Genomic DNA, 25,127 nt, shown 5'->3' on the forward strand with positions numbered 1-25,127 from the left:
CGGGCCCCGACTGACACGGACCCGCCTGACACCCGGGTTGTCCACAGGCTCCCGTCGGCCAAGTCGCGAACGGCTAGGCTCGCGCCCGTACGAGACGAGCCGTAACCGGGAGACAGCCACGATGGCCAAGAAGCGACCCCAGACGAAGGCCAAGCGCCCGCAGATCACGGAGGGCGCCCGCGCCGTAGGCGCTGATGGTGAGGTTCCGGTCGTCGGCGCCCGCGAACCCTGCCCCTGCGGCAGCGGCCGCCGCTACAAGGCCTGCCACGGCCGGGCCGCGGCGCAGGCCGCGACCGAGCTGGTGCACCGTCCGTTCGAGGGGCTCCCGGGTGAGGGCGACTGGGTGGCCCTGCGCGAGCTGGTCCCCGCCGCCACCGTCGAGCTGACCCTGAAGGACGGCCTCCCCGAAGGCGTCCCCTCGGTCACCCTCGCCACGGTCCTGCCGATGGCCTGGCCCGCCCTGCGCCGCGACGACGGCTCGGTTCTGCTGGGCCTCCAGAACGACACGGCCTCCGGCGACATCAGCCGCGACCTGGCCGACACCCTCCGGCGGGCACTGGAAGCGGCACCCGGCACTCCGGTGGAGGGCCGCCGCGCCCCCGCCGACGGTCCGCGGCTCCAGGAACTGCTCGACCCCGAAGGCACGTTCGAGCCAGTTGTGCACGAGGGCTTCGAGTTCTGGGTCCCGGACGCGGAGAACGCCACGCCCGAGGTGACCGCCTCCCTGGAGCGCGCCAACGCCGCGGCCATCCCGACCGTCCGGCTGACCGGCGTCGATGCCGCCTACTGGTGCGAGACCCCGGACAAGAACCACCTGCGCTGGGTCATGCCGCACCCCGAGGAGCGGCTTCTGGACGCGCTGGCGCGGCTGCACGCGGCCGGCCGCTCCAGCCTCGGCGAGGGCACTCGGCTCGTCGGTTCCTTCCGTGCTCACGGCCTCACCGTCCCGGTCTGGGACCTGCCGAGCGGGATCACCGCGGACGACGTGGAGAAGCCGGCCGCCGAGTTCGCCGAGCGGCTCGCGGGCGCCCTGGCCGTGGACGCTCCGCTGACCGCCGACGAGCGCCGGGCCCGCGGCGGCCTCACCAACCGCCAGGTCACGCTGAGTTGACACAACGGGTGCGGCTGACCGGTCGGTCAGCCGCACCCGTACTCCACGCGGCCACGGCCCCCTTCACAACTCCCCCCGGGAGATGGCGAATCGGTGTCCGAATCAGCCACGGGGCGCCGCGGTCGAATTTGCGAACAGCCGATCTCTTGTTACCGTTCCAATAGCCCGGTTGCTGGTGCATCCCCCGTCGCCAGCAACCGGGTCTTTCCGTGTCCGGGCCTCTTTACGGAACGACGCCGTGCGTCAACTGCCCGTGACGTCCTCGGAGTTGCTGCCGACCCGCAGCAGCAGCGGGCCACTGCCCCGCCGGGCGGCGAACTCCGCGACGGCCGTGTAGTCGCCCGGCGCCCCCTCGGTCCGTTCCCTGGGCGTCTCGCAGCTGTCCGGCTCGTCCCCGGCACCGACCACGCAGTGCATCTGCACCGTGTGCGCGCCGGGTCCCATGAGGCTGAGCACGGCGTCCAGGGCCGTGCCGGTCGCGTTGCGGTAGTAGGTCCGCGCCCAGGTCTCCTCGCCCTGCGTGAGCACACAGGTCTGCGCCTCGATGCCCTCCGGGGAACTCAGTTCGGGACCGCAGCGGGCGGCGGTGGCCAGACCCAGGCCGAGCAGCAGCGGGGAGCGGTCCGCGCCGGCGAACGGCGCCTTGTAGTCGTCGTCCACGGAAGGCCGTCCGGCAGACAGCCCTGCACCCGACAGCCCTGCATCAGAAGCCCCGGCATCGGAAGGCCGTACATCGGAGGGCCGCGCGTCGGAAGGTCGTACATCAGAAGTCCGTCCAGGCGCCTGCCGTACCGCGGCAGGCGGCGCGGACGAGCGCACGAGATCGCGTACGACCGTGCGACCCCCGTCGCCCACCTGCCCCGCGGAGGCCACGGCCAGCGGCAGCGCGACGGCGCCCAGCACGGCACCGGACAGGGCGAGCAGACGAAGGTTCATGGGCGGACGATAACGACCGGGGGCGGGCAGTCCCTCGTGCCCGCGCCCGACATGCCTACAACTCGGGGGCGCTCACACCCGTACGAGTGAGGGCCTCGACCACCGCGTCCACCACGGCCTCGACGTCGGGGACCCACGGGGAGGCCGAGCCGGGCAGCGGGGCACGCTCCCAGGTGATGTCGCCGTGACCGGTCTCCGACGGCGGCAGGGCGAGGTAGCCGCCCTCGCCGTGGAAGCGCAGGGAGCCGGGGACGTGGTCCTGGGCGTACAGCAGTTCGCCCAACTGCTCCAGGGAGTACGGCTTCACGAGGATCGCCCAGCGCAGCGGCGAGGCGATCACCGGGCCCAGGCGCATGCCCTGGGCGTCGAGCGCGGCCAGGGCGCGGGAGGCCGGGAGGGCCGGCAGGCTGACCGCGCAGGGCGCGTTGCCGCCGGTGGCCAGGATGATCGGCGCGGCCGGGCGGTTGGTCCACCACCAGCGGACCATGCGCTCGTCGGCGGTGGCCGCGAGGAGTCCGGGGTCGAAGGGGTGGGCGCCGGGGACCGTGCACTCCGGGTCGGGGCAGCCGCAGCGGGCCCGGCCCTGCGGGTCCGGTGCCACGCCCGGGAGTACGGGCCACTGCCATTCCTTCGCGAAGGTCAGGGCCGCGCTGAGCAATTCAGGCTTTCCGTCGCTGCGCTGGGACAGGAGCCTGCGTCGCCTTCCGAGGATCTCGCGCATGAGCGCTCGTTCCTTTCCGTTGCACCGCTGGCAACACCGAGGACCACATCACACCATGTGTCGATCACTTCACTGTGCGTACCTGTTGGCGCATCACACCCTTGTCCGAGACAAGGGGAACCCCATACTGCGTCGTCTATCAAATGCATGGGCGAAGCGGGGGGTGGCGAAGTATGGCGTTTTGCCGTCGCGCGTATTTCTCTCCGCCTCCACCACGGGAGGATGGGGCTCGGTCGTCGGTGGCTAAGACGCCCGGGTCGGTCACCAGGTTCCGGGTGACCGTCCACCACCCCTGGTCCTTACCGAGTACGTACCCATCACGACCGCTGTGACGCTCTGTGGAGCAAGGCCAGTCGACCTCAATACACCGTAACCCGAGGCATTTTTGAGCCAACTTAACCCTTCGCCCCGCTGTCCACCAGTTACCCGTGGACACCAGGAATCCCGGCAGGACAATGCTGGACATCCCCTTACGAGTGCGTGTACATGTGGAGACACTGCTAGCGGCGCAGAATGACATGGGGGTTTGCGATGCTTTTGAGCAATACGCACCGGTCGGAAAGCCGGACGCCATGAACGCCCCTCACCCTCCGAAAGTGGCTGGAATCGATTCAACGGTTCCCGCGCCCGCACACACTGTCGCGCCCGCGCCCGCCGCCCCGGCCGCCCCCTCCGGCGGCTCGCCGAACGCCCTCGGCGCCCTGCTCCAGGACCGTCTCGCCGGCTGGGTCTCCGACCTCACCACCCTCCACGAACTGACCGAGCGCCTCGTGCGCACGGACGCGCTGTCCGACGCGCTCCAGGAACTCCTGCGCGCCGGAGCCGCCCTCGTCGGCGCCCGCCGCGGACTCGTCGTCCTCGAACCCGACGACGGTCTCGGCCCCGACACCACCATCGGCCTCGGCCTCGCCCGCGCCGACCTCGGGCACATCGAGACGGTGCCGCGCAGCGCGATGTCGTACGGCAGGATCCTCGACGGGCTGCCGGGCGGCGACGGCGAGATCGCCCAGCCCGACCTGCTCGCCGAGGACGGCCTGGACCCGCGCCACCGAGAGGTCGCCGCCCGCCTCGGCTACGCCGCCAGCTACGCGCTCCCCCTCGCCACCGACGACGCCGGCCGCCTCGGCGCCGCCGTCTGGCTCTACGACGAGCCCGCCGAACCCTCCGAGCGCCAGCGCCACCTCGTCGGCCTGTACGTCCGCCACGCCACCGAGCAGCTGGCCCGGCTCCTGGAGGTCGAGCGCACGCGCGCGTGCATGGCGACGATGGCGGAGGAGCTGCTGCCGTCCCGGCTCCCCCGGGTCGCCGGTGTACGGCTCGCCGCCCGGCACCGCACCGGTCCGCGCGGCGGCGGCGACTGGTACGACGCGCTGCCGCTGCCGGACGCCGCCCTGGGACTCGCGGTCGGTTCGGTGACCGGCTCCGGCGCGAGCGCGATCGCCGCGATGGGCCGCCTCAGGGCGTCGCTGCGGGCCTACGCGGTGATGGAGGGCGAGGACCCGGTCGCGGTCCTGTCCGACCTGGAGCTGCTGCTGCGGCTGACCGAGCCGGCCCGCTCGGCCACCGCCCTGTTCGCCTACTGCGAGCCGGGGCTGCGCAAGCTCACGCTGGCCGGTGCCGGGCACTGCCCGCCGCTGCTGATCGGCGAGCGGCGCACCGAGTTCGTGGAGACCTCGGTGTCCGCGCCGCTCGGGATGCTCGCCTGCTGGGAGGCGCCCAGCGTGGAGCTGAGCGCCGAGCCGGGAGAGACGGTTCTGCTGTACACCGACGGGCTGCTGCACCGCACCGGCGATCCCACCGACCGCGCCTTCGCCCGGCTGCACGCGGCGGCGGCCGGGGTGCCGAAGGCGCTGCGCCGCGACCCGGAGGCCGTCGCCGACCACGTGCTGCGCACGGTGCTGCCCGACGGGCTGGACGAGGCGGACTCCGAGGAGGACGTCGTACTACTCGCGGCTCACTTCGAGTAGCTCCTGGTAACAGGCACTACGGCCCTGGGCCCCCTTCCGTGCGACCGTACGATGGAGGGGGTCCAGTGCCGTTTCGTAGGAGGATGACCGTGGCCGAAGAGCTCACCCCGGCGACCCCGGAAGATGAGTCCGAAGAGCCGATCAAGAAGCGGAAGAACGGCCTGTACCCGGGCGTCTCCGACGAGCTGGCCGAGAGCATGCGGACCGGCTGGGCCGACACCGAGCTGCACGACCTGGAGCCGATCGCGCAGGCCGCCGAGACCGCGGCCCGCCGCGCGGCGCTCTCCGCGCGCTTCCCCGGCGAGCGGCTGGTGATCCCCGCGGGCAACCTCAAGACCCGGTCGAACGACACGGAGTACCCCTTCCGGGCCTCCGTGGAGTACGCGTACCTCACCGGCAACCAGACCGAGGACGGCGTGCTCGTGCTGGAGCCCGTCTCCGGCGGCCACAAGGCCACGCTGTACCTGCTGCCGCGCTCCGACCGCGAGAACGGCGAGTTCTGGCTCTCCGGACAGGGCGAGCTGTGGGTCGGACGCCGGCACTCGCTGACCGAGTCCGAGAAGCTGTACGGCGTCCCCGTCTCCGACGTGCGCGAGCTGGCGGACGCCCTGCGCGAGGCGACCGGGCCGGTCCGGGTCGTGCGCGGCTACGACGCCGGGATCGAGGCCGCGCTGACCGACAAGGTCACCGCCGAGCGGGACGAGGAGCTGCGGGTCTTCCTGTCCGAGGCGCGCCTGGTCAAGGACGAGTTCGAGATCGGGGAGCTCCAGAAGGCGGTCGACTCGACGGTCCGAGGCTTCGAGGACGTGGTGAAGGTCCTCGACAAGGCCGAGGCCACCTCCGAGCGCTACATCGAGGGCACCTTCTTCCTCCGCGCGCGCGTGGAGGGCAACGACGTCGGCTACGGCACGATCGCCGCGGCCGGGCCGCACGCGTGCACCCTGCACTGGGTGCGCAACGACGGGGCCGTGCGGTCAGGTGAGCTGCTGCTCCTGGACGCGGGTGTCGAGACGCACACGTACTACACCGCCGACGTCACGCGGACCCTGCCGATCAACGGCCGCTTCAGCGAGATCCAGAAGAAGATCTACGACGCGGTGTACGACGCCCAGGAGGCCGGGATCGCGGCCGTGAAGCCTGGCGCCAAGTACCGGGACTTCCATGACGCGGCCCAGCGGGTGCTCGCCGAGCGGCTCGTGGAGTGGGGGCTGGTCGAGGGGCCCGTCGAGCGGGTGCTGGAGCTGGGGCTTCAGCGGCGGTGGACCCTGCACGGGACCGGGCACATGCTGGGCATGGACGTCCACGACTGCGCTGCCGCGCGGGTGGAGTCGTATGTCGACGGGGTGCTCGAGGCGGGGATGGTGCTGACCGTCGAGCCCGGGCTGTACTTCCAGGCCGATGATCTGACGGTGCCGGAGGAGTACCGGGGGATCGGGGTGCGGATCGAGGACGACATCCTGGTGACGACGGAAGGGAACCGGAACCTGTCGTCCGGGCTGCCTCGGCAGTCTGATGAGGTTGAGGCGTGGATGGCGGGTCTGAAGGGTTGAGTTTCGGGCGCGGGTGCGTGGGGGCTGGTCGCGCCCACGCGGCGGAGCCGCAAATTGATACAGCCCCGCGCCCCTAAGTAGGTCTCATGGACCTGCACCTGGAAGTGATCGCCGGCGAAGGGCGTCGGGTCGGGCTTGAACGGGCCCTGCGCGACGCCGTTCGCGAGGGGCGGCTTGCCCCCGGAGCCCGGCTGCCCGCCACCCGGCGGCTCGCCGAGGAACTGGGGGTCTCCCGCGGGACCGTGAAAGCGGCCTACGACCAGCTGATCGCCGAGGGTTTTCTCACCGCTAGGCAGGGTTCCGGTACCCAGGTCGCAACCCTGCCGCCTCTCGACACGACACCTGTGGAGTCCGCCTCGCCCGCGCGTGCGCCGCTGTTCGATCTGCGGCCCGGTGCACCCGACGTCGGGGCCTTCCCCGCTGCCGCCTGGCTGAAAGCCGTGCGGCGGGCCGTGGACCTCGCGCCCGTCTCCGCGTACGACTACGGCGATCCCCTGGGGCGGATCGAGCTGCGGACCGCTCTGTCGGAGTACCTGGGGCGGGCCCGCGGGATCGTCGCTTCCCCGGAACGGATCCTGGTCACCTCCGGGGCCGTGCAGGGGCTGGCGCTGCTCACACGGGTGCTGGCGGGCGGGACCGTGGCCATGGAGGATCCCGGGCTGCCCTTCCACCGGGAGGTCGTACGGCACGCGGGCGGGCGAGTGGTGCCGGTGCGGGTCGACGACCTCGGGGTCGACGTCGACGATCTCCGGGATCCCGCGGCCGTGGTCGTGACGCCCGCGCACCAGTACCCGACCGGCGTGACCCTGCACCCCTCGCGGCGGCGGGCGCTCACCGACTGGGCACGTGCGCGGGGGGCGTGGATCGTCGAGGACGACTACGACGGGGAGTTCCGGTACGACCGGCAGCCCGTGGGGGCGCTCCAGGGGATGGCGCCGGGTCAGGTCGTCTGTCTGGGGACGGTGTCCAAGACGCTCGGGCCCGGGCTGCGGCTCGGATGGATGGTGCTGCCGCCTGACCTCGTCGGCCCGGTCGCGGACGCAAAGCTGCACAGCGACCACAGCACCGAGACCATCGGGCAGCTGGCCCTCGCCGAACTGATCCGCAGCCACGCCTACGACCGCCATGTGCGCGCCGGCCGGCTCCGGTACCGGCGGCGAAGGGACCTGCTCGTGGCCCGGCTGGGGGCGCGATGGGGAGTACGGGGGATCGCGGCCGGGCTGCACGCGCTGGTGGAGGTCGAGGACGAGGCGGCGGTGCTGGAGCGCGCGGCGGCGGAGGAGCTCGCGGTGGGTTCGCTCGGGGAGCACTGGCACGCCCGGGGGCCGCGCGAGGACCTGGTCGTGGGGCCGCGCGAAGGCTTGGTCGTGGGGTACGGGACGCCTCGGGAGGGGGCGTATCCGCGGGCTCTGGAGGCGCTGGCCCGGGTGCTGGAATTGGGCCATTCCTGAGGGCCTCCATTGGGCCTGTCGAGCGGTCCACCGCGCTTCTAGTGTCGTAGCCATGAGGCACTCACTCGTACCGCCCGCGGGACCGCAACGCGTGCTGGCCCTGGCCCAGTTGAGCAACTCCGTCGGTGACGGCGCCTACTACGTGACGTCGGCGCTCTACTTCACCCATGTCGTCGGGCTCGCCCCCGCGCACGTGGGGCTCGGGCTGACCGTCGGCTGGGCGGTCGGGTCGGTGGTGGGGGTGCCGCTCGGGCGGCTCGCGGACCGGCGCGGGGCACGCGGTACGGCCGTGCTGCTGGCGCTGGCCACGGGGCTGGCGGTGGCGTCCTTCCTGGTGGTGCGGGACTTCGTGCCGTTCGTCCTGGCGGCCTGTGCCTACGCCTCCGCGCAGTCGGGGCTCGCCGCGGCCCGGCAGGCGCTGCTCGCCGGGCTGGTGTCCGCCGGGGAGCGGACCGGGCTGCTGGCCCACCTCCAGGCGACGCTGAACGCCGGTCTCGCCGTGGGCGCGGGCCTGGGCGGGCTGGCGCTGCACGCCGGGACACGGGTGGCCTACCTCGGGGTGTTCGCGGTCGACGCGGTGAGCTTCCTGGTGTGCGCCCTGCTGTTGCTGCGGCTGCCGGCGGTGGCGCCCCGGGTGCCCTCGGGGAAGCGGTCCGGGGCGGGGGTGCTGCGCGACCGGCCGTACGCCGTGATCACCGTGCTGAACACCGTCCTGCTGCTGCGGATGCCCCTGCTGAGCCTAGGGATCCCGCTGTGGATCGCCGAGCGCACCGCGGCTCCCGCCTGGGTGGTGTCCGCGCTGTTCGTGCTCAACACCGGGGCCGTGATGGCCTTCCAGGTACGGATGGCGCGCGGGGTCTCGGGGCTCGCGTCGGCGACCCGCGCGGTGCGGCGGTCGGGGTGGATCATGCTGGCCGCGTGCGCGGTGTTCGCGCTGTCGGCGGGGGCCTCGCCGTGGGTGGCCGTGGGCGCGCTGGTCGTGGGGGCCGTGCTTCAGGTGGTGGCGGAGATGGGGCAGTCGGCGGGGTCCTGGCAGCTCTCCTTCGACCTGGCTCCGGCCGACCGGGCCGGCGAGTACCAGGGGTTCTTCGGGACCGGGGTGACCGTGGCGCGGACGCTCGGGCCGCTGGTCCTCACCACGCTGCTGGTGGAGTGGGGCACGCCCGGGTGGCTGCTGCTGGGAGCGGTGACGCTGGGGGCGTCGTACGCGATGGGGCCGGCGACCCGCCGAGCCGCCGGCAGGGTAACGACGGACGTCAGGCAGCCCGAGCTCGTGAACTGACAGCTCGTGAACTGACAGCTCATGCACTGACGGCTCGTGCACCGACTGCTCCTGCACTGACCGCCACCGGCAGGGCGTCCACGAACAGGGCCCCCGCGAGCAGCCCGGCGCTGCCGCGGGGGCTCCACGCGCGTGCGTGCAGGTCGGCGTCGAGGGCGAGCAGGGCCTTACGGCCGGCGTCGGTCGTGGTGCCGCCCGCCTCCAGGACGCCCCGGGCACCCGCCTGGACGTGCCGCAGGCCCGCGGGGCCCGCCGTGTGGAGGAGTTCGGTGTCCTGGAGGGTGGACATCACGGTGAGCAGGGCGTCCAGGCGGGCCTCGGTCTCACCGGCGCCCGCGGTGCGGGCCGTGGCCAGCGCGTCCAACGCCCGCCGGACGTGCGGGAATCCGGCGCGGGCCTCACCACGGGCGCCCGCGGCGCCGTACTTCGCGGAGACCGAGGAGCCCCGGGAGGCCCGGCGCGGGGCCCGCTTGTCGGGGTGCGCGGCGATCATCTTGGCGGCCGCCGTGACCTGCGTCGAGCGGGCACCCGGGTCGAGGGCGGCCGCGGCGACCAGTAGACCGAGGGTCCACAGAGCGCCGCGGTGGCCGCCGCCGGCCAGGTCCACGGAGTGCTCGGTGGACCGGCCGATCGCGCCCAGTTCCGCGCGGAGCCGGGGGGTGGGTCCGCCGGTGCGGCGGGCGGCGGCGGCCATCGCCGTGAGACCGGGCGCGAGCGCTCTGGCCGACCAGCGCAGGGAACAGTGGTCCTTGCGGGTGCCGCGGACGCCGAGGTCGCGCGGGTCGGGCAGACCGGGTTTGGGGGCCAGGGCCAGCTGGTCGGCGAGCGCGTCCACCGCGGCACGGGCCAAGGCCCCGTCCTCGGGGCGGCTCATGGCCGTACCTCATGAGTTGAGCTACCGCGCGCTCCCGCGGCCACGTCGCCCGGGCGGGCATCACAGGCGCGGGTCCGGGTGTGCTTCGCGTTCGAGTGGTTTCCTGCCATGAACAGGAACGTAGAGAGCGCGTCCGTCAGGGAGTTGGGCGCATGCTGTGTGTGAGCTGAGAGTTCTGGTAAAGCTGAAGTGACGGACGAGGTGCGAGGACACGCTCAACACCCCCCGAAGTGAGCTTGAGCGACCCTCCGCGTGTCCGCCGTGTGATTTCATGACCACCCACGATCCATGGTCCGGGTTCATTCACATTTACTACGGTTTCACCGTGCGGCATGCTCCCGATGCACCTAATATCCGCTCCGGACAATCCCGATCGGGACGCCGCCCGACTCCTGACCCAATGCCCGTTGAACGGGCAAACAGAAGATCGAGGTTCCTCATGGACAAGCTCAAGCCCAACGATGAGCCGGGGAAGCAGAAGACCGCGGAGCATCGGATCCCGTTGGCTCGGCTCGCATCCCACGCGGACAGTCTCACGTCAGGTGGCCTCAGGCGGGTCGTGTCGCAAGCCGGCCCCGACCGCGGGCCGGCTCCCGTCTTGGTCGCGGCGTTCCAGTCGGCCGTCTGACCAGGACTTCTCCCCGATGAATCGCAGTGCGATCTGATGGACCTCTCGCCCCACCCCCTGAGCCAGTTCGTACTGAAGATGCACAGCCGCTGCGATCTCGCATGCGATCACTGCTACGTCTACGAACACGCGGACCAGAGCTGGCGAGGCCGCCCCGTGGTGGTTTCGGACGAGGTTCTCGAACTCACCGCCCAGCGCATCGCCGAGCACGTCCGCGCCCACCGGCTCGACTTTGTTCACGTCGTTCTGCACGGCGGGGAGCCTCTCCTCGCCGGCCCGGACAGACTCCGCCTGGCAGCGCGGAGTCTGTCCACCGCCCTGTCCGGGGTCTGCGTCCTCGACCTGCGCATCCACACCAACGGCGTGACCCTCGACGAGAAGTTCTGCGAGCTGTTCGCGGAGTACGACATCAAGGTCGGCATCTCCCTCGACGGCGACCGCGCCGCCAATGACCTGCACCGCCGCTACCGCGACGGCCGCAGCAGCCATGCCCCGGTCCTGCGGGCGATCGACCTGCTGAAACGCCCCCGCTACCGGCACCTCTTCGCCGGCCTGCTCTGCACGGTCGACCTGCGCAACGACCCGGTCGCCGTCTACGACGCCCTCGCCGAACTCGCCCCGCCCCGCATCGACTTCCTGCTCCCCCACGCCACCTGGGACGAGCCCCCGCCCCGCCCCGACACCGGCACCTCGGCCACGCCGTACGGCGACTGGCTGCTGCGCGTCCACGACCGCTGGAGCGACGCCGGCCGGCCCATGGGCGTCCGGCTCCTGGACTCCGTGCTGCGCACCCTGCGCGGGGCCGGCAGCCTCACGGAGGCCCTCGGGCTGGCCCCGGTGGAATTCGCGGTCATCGAGACCGACGGCTCGCTCGAACAGGCCGACTCGCTGAAGACCGCGTACGACGGAGCGCCCGGCACCGGTCTGCACGTGGCCGTCAACTCCCTGGACGAGATGGCCGCGCACCCCGGCATCACGGCCCGGCAGCAGGGGTTGGAGGGGCTGTGCGCGACCTGCCGGAGCTGTCCCGTCGTGCGCTCGTGCGGGGGCGGGCTGTACGCGCACCGCTACAACTCGGCCGACGGCACCGGGGGGTTCATGAACCCGTCCGTGTACTGCGCGGACCTCAAGCAGCTCATCACCGGGATCCGCGATCGGGAGGAACGGCGGGTGTCGATTCACCAACCACCGCTGAGCGAAAGCCATCTGGACGAGATCGCGGCCGGTTTCGGCGGCGCCGACGCGGTGGACCGGCTGGCCCGGCACGAACTCACCGTCAACCGCGAACTCCTCGGCGCCGTCTGGCACGAGAGCCCGCACGACGACACCGGTACGGCCGCCTGGGAGACCCTCGCGGGCCTCGACACCGAGGCCCCCGAGTCGGTCGACGCGGTCCTCGCCCATCCCTACCTGCGTCCTTGGGCGCAGCGCGTGCTGCGCGGCGGCAGCGATGCCGGACCCATCGCGATGCGCGGGGTGGCGGAGCTGACCGCGGCGGCACTGTTGCGGGCCGGTCGCGAGGGCACCGTGACCGTGCCGACCGGCTCCGGGGTGCTGCGGCTGCCCACGCTGGGCGCGCTGGTCGTGGGAGACGCGGCGGAGGCACGGGTCACCGGCGAGCCGCAGGGCTTCACGGTCCGGGTCGGCGAACGCGAGTACTCCGTGAGCCACGAGTCCCGTGCGGATGCGGCGTGGTGGTCGCGGCGCAGGTTCGAACTGCCCGGCTGGGCGGTCGCCTTGGAGGACACCGATCCCTGGCGGGACGTCCACGGATACCCCTTGACGGCGCGGCTGTCCGCCACGGCGTCCGAGGAGTGGCGGACCGGTCTCACCTCCGCGTGGGAGTGGATCCGTCGCGAACTGCCCGCCTACGCACCGGGACTGGCGGCGGGCCTGAGCGTGGTCACCCCGCTGCGGGAGTCCACCGCGGAGGCGGACATCAGCTCGGCGGCCCGGGACGCCTTCGGCGCGGTCGCCATCGCGCGCCCGGGCTCACCGCAGACCCTCGCATGTCTGCTGGTCCACGAGTTCCAGCACGTCAAGCTGGGTGCCGTACTCGATGTCGCGGACCTCTACGACCCCAGCTGCGAGCGGCTGTTCTACGCCCCCTGGCGCCCCGATCCGCGACCCCTGGAAGGGCTGCTCCAGGGGACGTACGCGCACATCGCCGTCGTCGACTACTGGCGTGCCCGCCGGCGGACCGCGCCGGACGCCGAGGCACGGGATGCCGAGGTCCGGTTCGCCCGGTGGCGGGAACAGACCGCGGAGGCGGTGGACACGCTGATCGGCTCCGGCGCCCTGACCGACCTGGGCATGCGGTTCGTCGCGGCCATGGGGGAGACCGTCGCGAACCGGCTGACCGAACCGGTGGACGCCGACGCGCTGCTCAGTGCCCGGCGCACCGCGGTGAACCACAAAGCAGCAGCCGCCGCCAAGGATTGACGCTCCCTCACATCTTCTTCCGCGCAGTCCTGTTCGCGTGACGCCCCGCTGGCGAGGCCGTGGTTCCTACACTGAAGCTCGGTTCGACGGCATATCGGGGGTATTCGTGCGAGGGGACTCAGACGACCCCGGCGAGGGGTGGCCGTACTTCTTCCTCAGTTACGCCCACACGCCGCGGAACGACTCCGAGATCGCCGGCCCCAACGCGTGGGTGAAAAAGCTGTACGACGGCCTGTGCGCGCACATCCTGGAGATGACGTCGTTACCGGTGGGTGCCAGGGCCGGATTCCTAGACCAGGGGATCGCGCTGGGCACTCGGTGGACGGACGAGCTGTCCGAGAACCTGGCCCGCTGCCAGGTGTTCGTGCCGCTGTACTCGCCCCGGTACTTCATCAGTGAACAATGCGGCCGCGAGTGGTGGGCGTTCTCGCAGCGGGAGATCTACCGCCGCACCCTGCGCGGGAAGTCCCGGGAGAGCGCCATCGTCCCCGCGTTATGGGTTCCCGTGGAACTCGCCCAGCTTCCACAGGTGGCCAAGGACCTCCAGTTCCAGCACGCGGACTTCGGGGAGGACTACGCGGCGGAGGGGTTCTACGGACTGACCAAGCTCAGCTACCTCAAGGACCAGTACGAACTCGCCGTCTACCGGCTGGCCCAGCGGATCGTGCGCGCCGGCCAGGCCATCGACCTTCAGGAAGGGCAGGTTTACCGGCAGTACGAGTCCCTGCCCAGCGCCTTCGGGGACAGTGCCCACCCGCCCGAGTTCGACGTCACCGTGATCGCCCGGTCCCGGTCCGACCTGCCGCCGGGCCGGGCTGCCGACTACTACGGGGACACCCCGCTCGAATGGAACCCCTACCATCCGGTGTCCACCCGCTCCCTCGCGGAGCACGCCGCCGACCTCGTCCGGGCCATGAACTACCGGGTCATCGTGAGCGACTTCGAGAACGAGTCGAACCGTATCCTCACCGAGGGGCCGCCCATCCGACCCGTCGTGCTGCTGCTCGACCGGTGGGCCCTGAACTCCCCGCGCGTGACGGAACTGATGGCCCGCCTGGCCGAGCGGCGGCGTCCCTGGATCAGTGTCATGGTTCCCCGGCACCAGGACGAGGCCATTTCCCCGGAGCGCGACCAGCAGTTGCGGGATCTCACCGACCAAGCGCTGGCCGCACGACAGATGGTCGGCTCGGGCCACCGGTCGCCCGACGACGCCGTACCCACCCTGGATGCCTTCCAGCTCGAACTCCAGAAGGCCGTACGCCAGGCGGTCAACTACTACGAGGCCCATGCGAGGACCTATCCGCCCAAGGGGCCGTCCGTCGACCCCCCACGGCTGCCCAGGCCGGGGTCCAAGACCTGAGCGCGACATCGGCACGCCTGGCGTGCGGCACGAGGCATGAGCAGGTCCGATACGGCGGAGGGCCGCATGACCGAGAACCGCAAGGGTTCAGTGATCACCTTCTACTCGTACAAGGGCGGCACCGGCCGGACCATGGCACTCGCCAACGTGGCCTGGATCCTGGCCGCCAACGGGTATCGCGTGCTCGCCGTCGACTGGGACCTCGAGGCGCCGGGGCTGCACAGGTTCTTCCACCCGTTCCTGAAGCCCTCGTTAATGCAGGCCACCCCTGGCCTGATCAACCTGATCGACGACTACCGGCGGGAGGCGCTGCGCGACCTGCCCGACCGCGAGCCGGACTGGCACCGCCACTACGCCCGCGTCCGCCCGCACGCCCTCTCCCTGGACTGGGCCTTCCCCGAGCCCGGCAGCCTGGACTTCCTGTCCGCGGGCATGCGGCACCGGGACTACCCGATCGTCGGCAACATGGACTGGGACAGCTTCTACAACAGCTACGGCGGCGGGCAGTTCTTCGACGCGATGCGCGCGGACATGGAGCGCTACTACGACTTCACCCTGATCGACAGCCGCACCGGACACAGCGACCTCGCCGACATCTGCACCGTGCAGATGCCCAGCACCCTGGTGGTCTGCTACACCCTCAGCGACCAGAGCATCGAGGGCGCCGCGGCCGTCGCCCAGCACATCGAGGAGCGGTACGGCGACAAGGGCATCCGCATCCTGCCGGTCGCCATGCGCATCGACGACGGCGAGAAGGACAAGGTCGACGCGGGCCGGGCCCTCGCCCGCGAGCGCTTCGACGGCCTGCCCAGCGGCATGGACGCCGACGAACTCACCGCCTACTGGGGCTCGGTGGAGATCCCCTACCGGCCCTACTACGCCTACGAGGAGATCCTCGCCCCGTTCGGAGACCCGCCCAAGGTCGCCAGCTCCATGCTGACCGCCTGCGAGCGGCTGACCTCCGTCGTCACCGGCGGCCGGGTCACCTCCCTGCCTCCCCTGAACGAGATCAAGCGCAACCAGTACGTCGCGGCCTACACCCGCCGCCGCCCCCTGCCGCCGTCGAAGCTGCTGCTCCAGTACGTCTCCGAGGACCGCATGTGGGCGGACTGGCTGGAGGCGGTGCTGCGCGAGGCACGCTTCGAGGTGACCTCCCAGGACCTGCGGTCGATGACGACCCTGGAGCTCGGCTCGGAGGCGGTGTCCGGCGGCTCGCAGCGGGCGCTCGCCGTGGTCTCCCCCGCCTTCCTCGGCTCCCGCACCGCCCGGGCCGCCTGGGAGGCCACCGTGCACTCCGGCGGCCCGCAGAAGCACCAGCCGATCGCGCTGCGCGTCGGGGACGTCCAGCAGATCCCGTACGCCGGCCGGGGCGGCACCATCGACCTGGCCCGGCTGGACGAGGAGACGGCGACGGCCGCGCTGCTGACCGGTCTGGGCCGGCCCAGCTCGCCGCAGCCCTCCGCCCGGCCGCACGGGGCCCGCTTCCCCAACAGCAGCACCAGCGTGTCCAACGTCCAGCCCCGCTACCCGTTCTTCACCGGCCGCTCCTCGATCCTCGAACAGGTGCGCAGGCAGTTCGTCACCAGCGCTCCCGGCGGCGGGCTGCCCCAGGTGCTGCACGGCCTCGGCGGCGTGGGCAAGACCCAGCTCGCCCGCGAGTACGCCAACCGCTTCAAGCCCGACTACGACCTCGTCTGGTGGGTCGACGCCGAACAGGCCGACCTGGTCGCGCCCAAGCTCGCCGACCTCGGACGGCGGCTCGCCCCGGGCATCGGCGACGACGTGTCCGAGGCCGCCGTGGCCGCGCTCCAGGCGCTGCGGGCCGGCCACCCGTACAAGCGCTGGCTGCTGGTCTTCGACAACGTCGAGGACCTGGACGAGGTGCTGAACCGCTTCAGCGACCAGACCGGACCGATCCCCGACGACGTCTACGGGCATCTCCTGGTCACCACCCGCACCAAGCCGACCTCGACCCGGGTGCGGACCGTGGAGGTCGAGGTCTTCACCCGGGAGGAGAGCGTCGAGCACCTGACCGCGCGGGTACCGGGACTGCGCGAGGAGGACGCGGCCCTGGTGGCCGAGGCGGTCGGCGACCTGCCCCTGGCGATCGAGGTCGCGGCGGCCTGGCTGGCCACCACGGCCACCCCCGTCGGCGAGTACATCGAGCAGCTGCGCGACCAGAGCACCCAGGTCCTGTCGGTCCAGGCCGCCGTCAACGCCGTGGAGTACCCGTCGTCGGTGGGCGCCACCTGGAACATCTCCGTGGCCCGGCTGCGCCACGAGTCCCCGGCGGCGGCCCGGCTCCTCGAACTGTGCAGCTTCCTGTCCGCGGAGCCGATCTCGATGGCCCTGGTCGGCAGCGACGCGATGATCAAGGCCCTGCTGCCGTACGACAAGGACCTGCGCGCCCGCTACATGCTCGGCAAGGTCACCCAGGCGCTGAACCGGTTCGCGCTGGCCAAGGTCGACGCCACCGACAACTCCATCCAGGTGCACCGGCTGGTGCAGGCCGCGGTGCGCGACAGCATGGACCCGCGGACGGCCGAGGACACCGTGCACGAGGTGCACCGCATCCTCGCCGCCATAAGGCCCTCCGAGGACGCGGTGGACGACCCCGCCAAGTGGCCCGAGTTCGAGGTGATCTGGCCGCACCTGGTCCCCTCCAACATCCGTGAGTGCGCCGAGGAGGAGCCCCGGCAGCTGATGGTGGACCGCATGCGCTACCTGTGGAAGCGCGGCGAACTCCATCTCGCCCGCACCCTGGGCACCCAGCTCAACGAGTTCTGGAGCACCGAGTTCGCGGACTCCAACGACGAGCAGATCCTCAACCTGCGGTTCGAGCTGGCCAACATCCTGCGCTCGCAGGGCGAGTACCAGGCCGCCCGGGAGATGGACGAGGACACCCTGGCCCGGCAGCGCCAGCTCCTCGACGACGGCCACCCGTCCCTGCTCATCACCTCCGGCAACGTGGCCGCCGACCTGCGGGCGCTCGGCCGTTTCAAGGAGGCGCTGGAGCTGGACCAGCGCAACTACAACGGGTTCCGCGAGATCTTCGGCGAGGACCACTCGCGGACCCTGCGCTCCGCCAACAACCTCGCCATCGACCACCGGCTCACCGGGGACAGCGAGGCCGCCCGGCGACTCGACGAGGACACCGTGCGCCGGCGTACCGCGATGGACGGGCCGCTGCACCCGTACACCCTCACCACCCGCAGCCACTACGCCCGCGACCTGCGGGAACTCGGTGAGTACGACGAGTCGGTGGAGATCCTGCGGCAGGTGCGGGAGCTGTTCGGGCAGGTGCTGAACCCGTATGTGCCGGAGGTGCTGCGGGTCGACAAGAGCCTCGCGGTGTCGCTGCGCAAGGCGGGGCGGCACGCGGAGGCGCTGGAGCTGAGCGAGCAGACGTGGGAGACCCACACGCGCTACCGGGACCGGTACGGCCGCTCCATTCCCGAGGAACTGGCCTGCGGGCTCAATCTCGCCGCCGACTATCACGCGACCGATCCCGAGCAGGGGGCCCAGCGGGCGGTACGGCAGGTCACCGAGGTGCTCGAGGGGTACCGGAACTCCTTCGGGCCGGGGCATCCGTTCACGATGTTCTGCATCAACAACCTGGCGACCTATCACCGGGCCCTGGGCGAGAGCGGGAGGGCCGCGGAACTGGCGGAACAGGCCCACACCGCGCTCGCGCGGGCCCTCGGCAACGAGCACCCGGCCACCCTCAGCGCGGGGGCCAGCCTGGCCAACGCCCTCGCCGACCTCGGCCGGCTGGAGGAGGCCGAGCACTTCGAGCGGCTCGCCGTGACCGGGCTGCGCAAGCGGCTCGGGCCCACCCACCCCGACACCCTCGCCGCCATGGCCAACCTGGCGATCACCCTGCGCGCCCTGGGCCACGACAAGGAGGCCACCAAGCTCCACCAGGAGGCGGAGACCGAACTCGTCCAACGCCTGGGCGAGACGCATCCGCTGAGCACGGCGACGGCGGAGTGGCGCCGCATCGACCGGGATCTGGAGCCGCAGCAGGTGTGAGGGGCGGGTGAGGGGGTCTGCGTCGGCAACGGGCGTCAGTCGTCGTCGCGGGAGGCCCAGCCGATGATGCGGGTCATGACGCGGAGGGCTCCGAAGTGGGCCGCTCCGGGTTCGACCTCGACCAGGGCGCCGGGGATGTTGCGGCCGAGCCAGCGGGTGTGTTCGACCGGGGCGAAGATGTCCTCCGCACCGTGCCACAGCACGACGGGCGCGGTGATGTCCGCGAGGTCGAAGCCCCAGCCCGTGCTGAACGCCATGACGTCGTCCACCCACCCGTCGGCGGAACTGCGCAGTCCCTCCGCGAAGTTGCGCTCCAGCATGGCCTGGATACCGGCGTCCGCGACGATCCGGCGGTCGGACTCCGGCAGCCCGCTGCGCATCTCGGCGACCATGGCCGCGGGATCGGCGCGGATCGTCAGCGAGCGCAGGCCGAGCGCCGCGGTGAGCCGGTGCCGGCCCGCTGCCGCGTTGACGTAGGCGTGGACGTTGGCCTCGGTCATGCCGTCGAACCAGTCGAGATCGGCGGCGTCCCGAGGGGCGAGCCCGACCAGCGCTCCGGTGCGCGCGGTGCGGTCCGGGATCAGTGCCGCGCAGGCCAGCGCGTGCGGGGCGCCCCCGGACCGGCCCACCACACCGAACCGCCCGATCCCGAGCGCGTCGGCGATCAGACGGACGTCCTCGGCGGCAGCGCTGACCGTACGGCCCACGCTGCGGTCCGAACCGCCGTATCCGGGACGGTCGAACGTGATCAGCCGGACCCCCATGCGGTAGAGGACCGACGGCCGCGGGGCGGGGCCGAGACGGCTCCCGGGGGTGCCGTGCAGCAGGAACACCGGACGCCCCTTGGGGTCCCCCCGCTCCTCGACCGACAGCCGCCGGCCGTCCCTCGCGCAAACCGTCCACGCCATCGGCAGTCCCCCCACGGCCCGGCGTTCCCCTGGCTCCGGCGACCTGTCGGCCGGCCCCGGTCGGTGCGACCGGCACCGGTCAGTATGCAGACCGGAACCCCAGGAGTCATGACATCGGATCACACCGCCATCAGCGGGGCGTCCTTCTTCCACTTCAGGATCTTGTCGAAGCTCACCACGGCCCCGCGGCGACCGGGCTTGTTGCCGATGTGGACATGGTCGGCGAGTTCCTGGATGAGACACAGGCCCCGGCCGTTCTCGGCCTCGCCGGAGACGGGGCGCAGCGGCTGGACCGGCTGGGGGCGGGCGAACCCGGGTCCGGAGTCGGTGACTTCGATACGGCACTTCTCGCCGTCGAGGTACGCGGTGACCCGGTAGGCGGTCGAGGAGTCCTGCTGTCCGCCGTGCTCCACCGCGTTGGCGCAGGCCTCGCTGAGGGCGAGGGAGAGGTCGTAGGAGACGTCCGGGTCGACACCCGCGGTCTCCATGGTGCCGAGCAGCAGGCGCCGGGCGAGCGGCACGCTCGCAGCCTCGCGCCGCAGATGGAGTGACCACCAGATGCTCATGCTGCTGCCTCCTGGCCGCGGCTCGACATACCGTTACGTATTGCCGCGCGTGCGCGGGTGTAAGCGCATCGTGGACGTGATGCCGCCCATATGGGCGATGCGCGGGGGGCGATACACGGTGTATGTGGGGCAGCGCGTGCCAGAAGTGACCTTCCGGTCGTACGCCCCGTACGTCATCTTGTGGACCTGCCGTATGGCGCCGGTAAGGCCAGTGCGATGATGAGCCCGCCATGACTGCCCCCCACGCACGTTCCGGAGACGGTCTCCGGGTTCTGCGGGCCGCGGTGTTCGCCGCGGTCTGCGTCGTGCTGGCCGCGGCCGGTCACTCCCTCGCCTCCTGCGCCACCGTCCCGTGGTGGACGCTCGGCGCCGGGTTCGCCGGGGCGCTCGTGGTCGTGGCCCCGCTCGCCGGGCGGGAGCGGTCGCTGCCGGGCATCGCGACCCTGCTCGCGCTCGGACAGACCGTGCTGCACGTGCTGTTCGGGCTGGGGCAGCACGGGACGACCTCGATGGCGATGTCGTCGATGCCGCGGACCTCCGACGCCGCTCTGGTCCAGCAGGCCGCGCGGCTGCTGTGCGGGACCACCGCGGCGGCGATCAGCCCGGCGCAGGCGCACCGGCTCCTCGTCGAGGCCCGGCTGTACCCGGCGACCGGGACCGGATCGGGTGGGGGAACCGGAGTGGGGACCGGCGGGGCGCACGCCATGACCGAGACCTCCGGCTCCGCGGGCTCCTCCGCGCTGTCCCTGCTGCCGTCCCTGCCGATGCTCCTCGGCCACGTCCTCGCGGCCGTCACCGCCGGCTGGCTGCTGCGGCGCGGGGACCTGGCGCTGCTCCGGCTCGCCGAGCTGTCCGCCTACTCGGCGCACTCGATGGCGGAAGGGGCGCTCGTACGGTCCCTGCGCGCGGCGCTCGCCCTGGTGCGCGCCCTGCGTGCCGGGCTGCCGGGGGCGCCCGAGGCGGGACCGCGTGCACCGCTGACGGCCTCGTTCACGCCGCCCCGGCCGCGTACCAGGGCACTCCAGCACACGGTCATCCGCCGGGGTCCGCCCGCCGCCGGGCTCGTTCTCGCCGCCTGACGCGACGCGACCACCACTCCACTTTCCTGGGGACGGGTTCCCCGGGGACGGGTTCCCTGGGGACGGGTTCCCTGGGGACGGGTTCCCTGGGGACGGGTTCCCTGGGGACTGGCTCCCGGAGGACGGGAAAAAGGGGCCGCCGTCGTGCGGCAGGCGCGTGCGCGCACGCGTATCCCTCATCACCGGAGTCCCAGCGGACCTCACCGGAGTCCCAGCGGACTTCACCGGAACCCCTTTTCGAACCGGAGTGCTCTTCATGAAGGCTTCTCGCCTCGCCGTCACCGGCGCCGTCGCCGCCACCGCCGTCGTCGTCCTCTCCTCACCCGCCTTCGCGCACGTCAGCGTGCAGGCGGAGGGAACCGCCGCCAAGGGCGGCTACGCGGTCGTGGACTTCAAGGTCCCCAACGAGCGGGACAACGCCTCCACCACCAAGCTCGAGGTGAACTTCCCGGCCGACCACCCGCTGGCCTCGGTCATGCCGGAGCCGATGCCGGGCTGGAAGATCGTCGTCACCAAGTCCAAGCTCGCCAAGCCCCTCGAGATGCACGGCAAGCAGATCACCGAGGCCGTCTCCAAGGTCACCTGGACCGCCACCGGCAAGGACGGCGGCATCCAGCCCGGCTACTTCGAGAAGTTCCCCGTGTCCGTCGGTGCCCTGCCCGAGGACGCCGACGAACTGGTCTTCAAGGCGATCCAGACGTACTCCAACAAGGAGGTCGTGCGCTGGATCGAGGTCCAGGAGGAGGGCGCGGAGGAGCCCGAGACGCCGGCCCCCGTGCTCGCCCTGTCCGCGGCCTCCGAGGACGGACACCACGGCGCGGCGGCCGCCGAGGAGACGGACGCCAAGACCGAGAACGCCGCCGCGAGCAGCGAGGTCGCCTCCGCCGACAGCAGCGACACCACCGCCCGGGTGCTCGGCGTGGTCGGCATCGTCGTCGGCGCCCTGGGCGTGGCCTACGGCGTGCTCGCCGGCCGTCGGCGCAGCGACGCCTGACCTTTTCCGCGAACACGTGCCGGGGGTCGTAGCGGCCCCCGGCACGGACCCGAAACCTTGAATCTGGGACCTTTCGACATGCGCAAGAAGATGTTCGCCGCGGCCGGGCTGATCGCCGCCGCCACCCTGACCCTCTCCGCCTGCGGCAGCGGCGACGACAGCTCCTCCCCGGTCTCCGTGGTCTCCGAGGAATCCGGCGCGAACAAGGCCGCCACCGTCCTCGACCAGCCGTTCGAGAAGCCGGACCTGGTCCTCACCGACACCAAGGGCCAGAAGTACGACCTGCGGGCCGCGACCAAGGGCCGGCCCACCCTGATCTACTTCGGCTACACCCACTGCCCCGACATCTGCCCGCTGACGATGAACAACATCGCCGTGGCGAAGAAGCAGCTGCCCAAGTCCGAGCAGGACAAGCTGTCCGTCGTCTTCGTCACCACGGACCCGGCCCGCGACACCCCCTCCGAGCTCGGCAAGTGGCTCAAGGGCATCGACCCCCAGTTCGTCGGCCTCACCGGCGACTTCGCCACCATCCAGGCGGGCGCCCGCACCCTCGGCATCTCCATCGAGCCGACCCACAAGGACAAGAAGACCGGCAAGACCGTCTCGGTGCACGGCACCCAGGTCGTCGCCTTCTCCCCGAAGACGAACGCGGGATACGTCCTCTACGGCGAGGACGCCACCGTCGACGACTACACCAAGGACCTGCCCAAGATCATCAAGGGGCAGAACCCGTGAGGCGTACGGCGATGTCGGCCACCGCCCTCGCCGGCGCCGGGGCCCTCGCCCTGGTCGGAGCGGTCGTCCTCGTCGGCTGCTCGGGCTCCGACGCCTCGGCGAAGAACCTCACCGTCTCCGGCGCCTACATCCCGCAGCCCGTCTCCGCGGACATGGCCGCCGGGTTCCTGACCATCTCCAACCCCGGCTCGTCCCAGGACGAGCTGACCTCGGTCACCAGTGACGACGGCGACATCACCATGCACGAGACCAACGGCGGCACGATGGAGGAGGTCTCCCGCCTCCCCGTCCCGGCCCACGGTCAACTCGTGTTCAAAAGCGGCGCCAACCATCTGATGTTCGACAAGCTGAAGCGCAAGCCCGAACAGGGCCAGACGATCACTGTCGAACTCCACTTCGCCCAGTCCGACCCCGTCGTCGTGAAGATGCCGGTGAAGTCGGCGACCTACGTCCCCAAGACCGGACACTGAGGGAGGGACCACCTTGACGCAGACCATCGCCCCCCGCGTCCGGACCCTGGTGCTGCTGCTCCTGGCCACGGCCGGCCTGCTGCTGACCACGGCCGGACCCGCCTCCGCGCACGCCGCACTCACCGGCAGCGACCCCCAGCAGGGGGTGGTGGTCGACAAGGCACCCGACCAGGTCTCCCTGACCTTCTCCGAGCAGGTCGCCCTGTCGAACGACTCGCTGCGGGTCCTCGACCCCAAGGGCAAGGCGGTCCAGCAGGGCAAGCCGTTCGAGGTCGGCGGCACGACCTACGGCGTGAAGGTGCACAGCGGCCTGCCCGACGGCACCTACACCGTCACCTACCAAGTCGTCTCCGCCGACAGCCACCCCGTCTCCGGCGCCTTCACCTTCTCCGTCGGCGCCCCCTCCGTCACCTCCGTCTCGGTCTCCGGGGAGACCGCGGGCGGCGGGGTCGTGGGCTGGCTGTACGGCTTCGGCCGGTATCTGTCGTACGCCGGCTTCATCGTGCTGGTCGGCGGCGGCGCCTTCGTACTGGCCTGCTGGCAGCGCGGCGCCGGGGTACGGCCCATGCAGCGGTTCGTCGTCGGCGGCTGGCTCACCCTCACCTCGGCCACCCTGCTGCTGCTCCTGCTGCGCGGCTCCTACACGGGCTCCGGGAAGGTCGCGGACATCTTCGACCTCGACCTGCTCGGGAACGTCCTCCAGACCAAGGCGGGCGCGGCCCTCGTCTCCCGGCTGCTGCTGCTCGCGGCGGCGGCCCTGTTCATCTCCGTGCTCTTCGGCGCCTACGACAAGCGCGAGGCCGAGGAGAAGCGGGACCTCACCTTCGGACTCGCGATCGGCGGAACCGTCGTCGCGGCCGGACTCGCGGCGAGCTGGGCGATGGCCGAACACGCCTCGGTCGGCCTCCAGCCGGGCATCGCGATGCCCGTCGACGTCGTCCACCTGCTCGCCGTCGCCACCTGGCTCGGCGGACTGAGCGCACTGCTCGTCGCGCTCTACCGCTCGCAGACGCCGATCGAGTCGGCCGCCGTGCGCCGGTTCTCCCAGGTCGCCTTCGGCAGCGTCGTCGCCCTGGTGGCGACGGGTGTCTACCAGTCCTGGCGGCAGCTCGGCTCCTGGTCGGCGTTCACCGGGACCCGGTACGGGCAGCTGCTGCTGGTCAAGATCGGGCTGGTGGCGGTGCTGGTCGGCATCGCGTACATCTCACGGCGGTGGACGGCCCAGCTGGCCGACACCGTCGTACGGCAGGGCAAGCGGGCCCCCCAGAAGGAGCGGGTGGCCGCGAACGCCTCCGGCTCCGCCAAGGCCGCGAAGTCCGCCAAGGAGGCGGGAGGCGCGGAGGACTCCGGCACCGCGAAGAAGGACGGTGGCGGGAAGCAGGCCGGTGGGGCGAAGAAGGCCGGGGGCGCGAAGGGCGACGGCTCCAAGCGGGCCGCTCAGCTCGCCCGGCAGCAGGCCGCGATGGACACCGCCCGGCAGAAGCGGACGCGGGACGCCGATCCGCACCGGTTCGGACTGCGCCGGTCCGTGCTCGCCGAGGCGGGCGTCGCGGTCGTGCTGCTGGCCGTCACGACCGTGCTGACGCAGACCGAGCCCGGCCGCACCGAAGAGGAGGCCAAGGCGGCCAAGGCGGCCGCCTCGTCGTCCTCCTCCTCGTCCTCGGCTCAGGCCGGATCCGGTGCGGTGACCCTGGACATGTCCTTCGACACCGGCGGCACGGACGGCAAGGGTGTCGTGACGGTCGACGTCGACCCCGCACGCGTGGGCGGCAACGAGATGCACGTCTACGTCCAGCGGCCCAACGGCCGTGCCTTCGACATCCCCGAGGTGAAGGTCGCCCTCACCCTGGAGGCCAAGAAGATCGGGCCGCTGGCCATCACCCCCGACCACATCACCACCGGCCACTGGTCGGCGAGCAACGTCCAGATCCCCATGGCCGGCGACTGGAAGATCGCCGTCACCGTGCGGACCTCGGACATCGACCAGACGACCGTCTCCAAGAACGCGCAGATCGGCTGAC

The 25,127-nt window shown here is 71.8% G+C and carries 18 protein-coding genes; 13 read left to right on the top strand and 5 right to left on the bottom strand.

Annotation, left to right across the window (positions count from 1 at the left end; all coding sequences use genetic code 11):
- The first annotated feature begins 121 nt into the window (after positions 1-121).
- Entirely contained in the window at positions 122-1,111 is a 990-nt protein-coding gene (locus tag AQJ54_RS32305) for a DUF5926 family protein (RefSeq protein ID WP_062243260.1), read from the top strand.
- Between the two features lie 243 nt (positions 1,112-1,354).
- On the opposite strand, the gene AQJ54_RS32310 is transcribed toward AQJ54_RS32305, so the two are convergent.
- Both AQJ54_RS32310 and AQJ54_RS32315 read right to left on the bottom strand, forming a co-directional pair.
- Positions 1,355-2,047: a hypothetical protein gene (locus AQJ54_RS32310; protein WP_062025532.1), complete on the bottom strand. Its 693-nt coding sequence runs from the start codon at positions 2,045-2,047 to the stop codon at positions 1,355-1,357.
- 55 nt (positions 2,048-2,102) lie between these two features.
- Positions 2,103-2,768, bottom strand: coding sequence for a bifunctional DNA primase/polymerase (locus tag AQJ54_RS32315; RefSeq protein WP_062243263.1), 666 nt, complete (start codon positions 2,766-2,768; stop codon positions 2,103-2,105).
- Positions 2,769-3,223: 455 nt separating this feature from the next.
- Here AQJ54_RS32315 and AQJ54_RS32320 point away from each other — a divergent pair, with 455 nt between their 5' ends.
- The 4 genes from AQJ54_RS32320 to AQJ54_RS32335 all read left to right on the top strand — a co-directional run bounded on the left by AQJ54_RS32320 (position 3,224) and on the right by AQJ54_RS32335 (position 9,018).
- A complete protein-coding gene (locus tag AQJ54_RS32320; RefSeq protein WP_174856931.1) occupies positions 3,224-4,735 on the top strand; it encodes a PP2C family protein-serine/threonine phosphatase in 1,512 nt (503 codons plus the stop codon).
- Positions 4,736-4,818: 83 nt separating this feature from the next.
- Positions 4,819-6,285, top strand: a complete 1,467-nt coding sequence (locus AQJ54_RS32325) for an aminopeptidase P family protein (protein WP_062243268.1) — start codon at positions 4,819-4,821, stop codon at positions 6,283-6,285.
- A gap of 86 nt (positions 6,286-6,371) precedes the next feature.
- Complete coding sequence (gene pdxR, locus AQJ54_RS32330; RefSeq protein WP_062243271.1) at positions 6,372-7,736, top strand: MocR-like pyridoxine biosynthesis transcription factor PdxR; 1,365 nt, start codon at positions 6,372-6,374, stop codon at positions 7,734-7,736.
- Positions 7,737-7,788: 52 nt separating this feature from the next.
- Positions 7,789-9,018, top strand: coding sequence for an MFS transporter (locus tag AQJ54_RS32335; RefSeq protein WP_062243275.1), 1,230 nt, complete (start codon positions 7,789-7,791; stop codon positions 9,016-9,018).
- Positions 9,019-9,037: 19 nt separating this feature from the next.
- Here AQJ54_RS32335 and AQJ54_RS32340 read toward each other — a convergent pair whose 3' ends face one another.
- The gene (locus AQJ54_RS32340) at positions 9,038-9,892 is read right to left on the bottom strand and encodes a triphosphoribosyl-dephospho-CoA synthase (protein WP_062243278.1); all 855 of its coding nucleotides are present in this window, start codon (positions 9,890-9,892) and stop codon (positions 9,038-9,040) included.
- A 664-nt stretch (positions 9,893-10,556) separates the two neighbouring features.
- Here AQJ54_RS32340 and AQJ54_RS32350 point away from each other — a divergent pair.
- From AQJ54_RS32350 to fxsT, 3 genes are all read left to right on the top strand, one after another.
- Positions 10,557-12,962 carry an FxsB family cyclophane-forming radical SAM/SPASM peptide maturase gene (locus AQJ54_RS32350; RefSeq protein ID WP_062243284.1) on the top strand — a complete coding sequence of 802 codons (2,406 nt, stop codon included), beginning with the start codon at positions 10,557-10,559 and terminating at the stop codon, positions 12,960-12,962.
- Between the two features lie 106 nt (positions 12,963-13,068).
- Entirely contained in the window at positions 13,069-14,322 is a 1,254-nt protein-coding gene (locus tag AQJ54_RS32355) for a TIR-like protein FxsC (RefSeq protein WP_062243287.1), read from the top strand.
- Between the two features lie 66 nt (positions 14,323-14,388).
- The gene (fxsT, locus tag AQJ54_RS32360) at positions 14,389-18,354 is read left to right on the top strand and encodes an FxSxx-COOH system tetratricopeptide repeat protein (RefSeq protein ID WP_062243302.1); all 3,966 of its coding nucleotides are present in this window, start codon (positions 14,389-14,391) and stop codon (positions 18,352-18,354) included.
- Between the two features lie 35 nt (positions 18,355-18,389).
- On the opposite strand, the gene AQJ54_RS32365 is transcribed toward fxsT, so the two are convergent.
- Both AQJ54_RS32365 and AQJ54_RS32370 read right to left on the bottom strand, forming a co-directional pair.
- Positions 18,390-19,262 (bottom strand): alpha/beta fold hydrolase, encoded by an 873-nt coding sequence (locus AQJ54_RS32365; RefSeq protein WP_062243305.1) that lies wholly within the window; start codon positions 19,260-19,262, stop codon positions 18,390-18,392.
- A 119-nt stretch (positions 19,263-19,381) separates the two neighbouring features.
- Complete coding sequence (locus tag AQJ54_RS32370) at positions 19,382-19,828, bottom strand: ATP-binding protein (protein WP_062025557.1); 447 nt, start codon at positions 19,826-19,828, stop codon at positions 19,382-19,384.
- Positions 19,829-20,058: 230 nt separating this feature from the next.
- Here AQJ54_RS32370 and AQJ54_RS32375 point away from each other — a divergent pair, with 230 nt between their 5' ends.
- From AQJ54_RS32375 to AQJ54_RS32395, 5 genes are all read left to right on the top strand, one after another.
- Positions 20,059-20,907, top strand: a complete 849-nt coding sequence (locus AQJ54_RS32375; RefSeq protein ID WP_062243308.1) for a hypothetical protein — start codon at positions 20,059-20,061, stop codon at positions 20,905-20,907.
- A 256-nt stretch (positions 20,908-21,163) separates the two neighbouring features.
- Positions 21,164-21,901, top strand: coding sequence for a YcnI family copper-binding membrane protein (locus AQJ54_RS32380; RefSeq protein ID WP_062243745.1), 738 nt, complete (start codon positions 21,164-21,166; stop codon positions 21,899-21,901).
- 78 nt (positions 21,902-21,979) lie between these two features.
- Positions 21,980-22,636 (top strand): SCO family protein, encoded by a 657-nt coding sequence (locus AQJ54_RS32385; RefSeq protein ID WP_062243311.1) that lies wholly within the window; start codon positions 21,980-21,982, stop codon positions 22,634-22,636.
- Between the two features lie 11 nt (positions 22,637-22,647).
- The gene (locus AQJ54_RS32390; protein ID WP_079070107.1) at positions 22,648-23,106 is read left to right on the top strand and encodes a copper chaperone PCu(A)C; all 459 of its coding nucleotides are present in this window, start codon (positions 22,648-22,650) and stop codon (positions 23,104-23,106) included.
- Positions 23,107-23,119: 13 nt separating this feature from the next.
- Positions 23,120-25,126 carry a copper resistance CopC/CopD family protein gene (locus tag AQJ54_RS32395; RefSeq protein ID WP_062243314.1) on the top strand — a complete coding sequence of 669 codons (2,007 nt, stop codon included), beginning with the start codon at positions 23,120-23,122 and terminating at the stop codon, positions 25,124-25,126.
- The last annotated feature ends 1 nt before the right edge of the window (position 25,127 follow it).

Source organism: Streptomyces griseorubiginosus, assembly GCF_001514195.1.
Lineage (GTDB): Bacteria > Actinomycetota > Actinomycetes > Streptomycetales > Streptomycetaceae > Streptomyces > Streptomyces griseorubiginosus.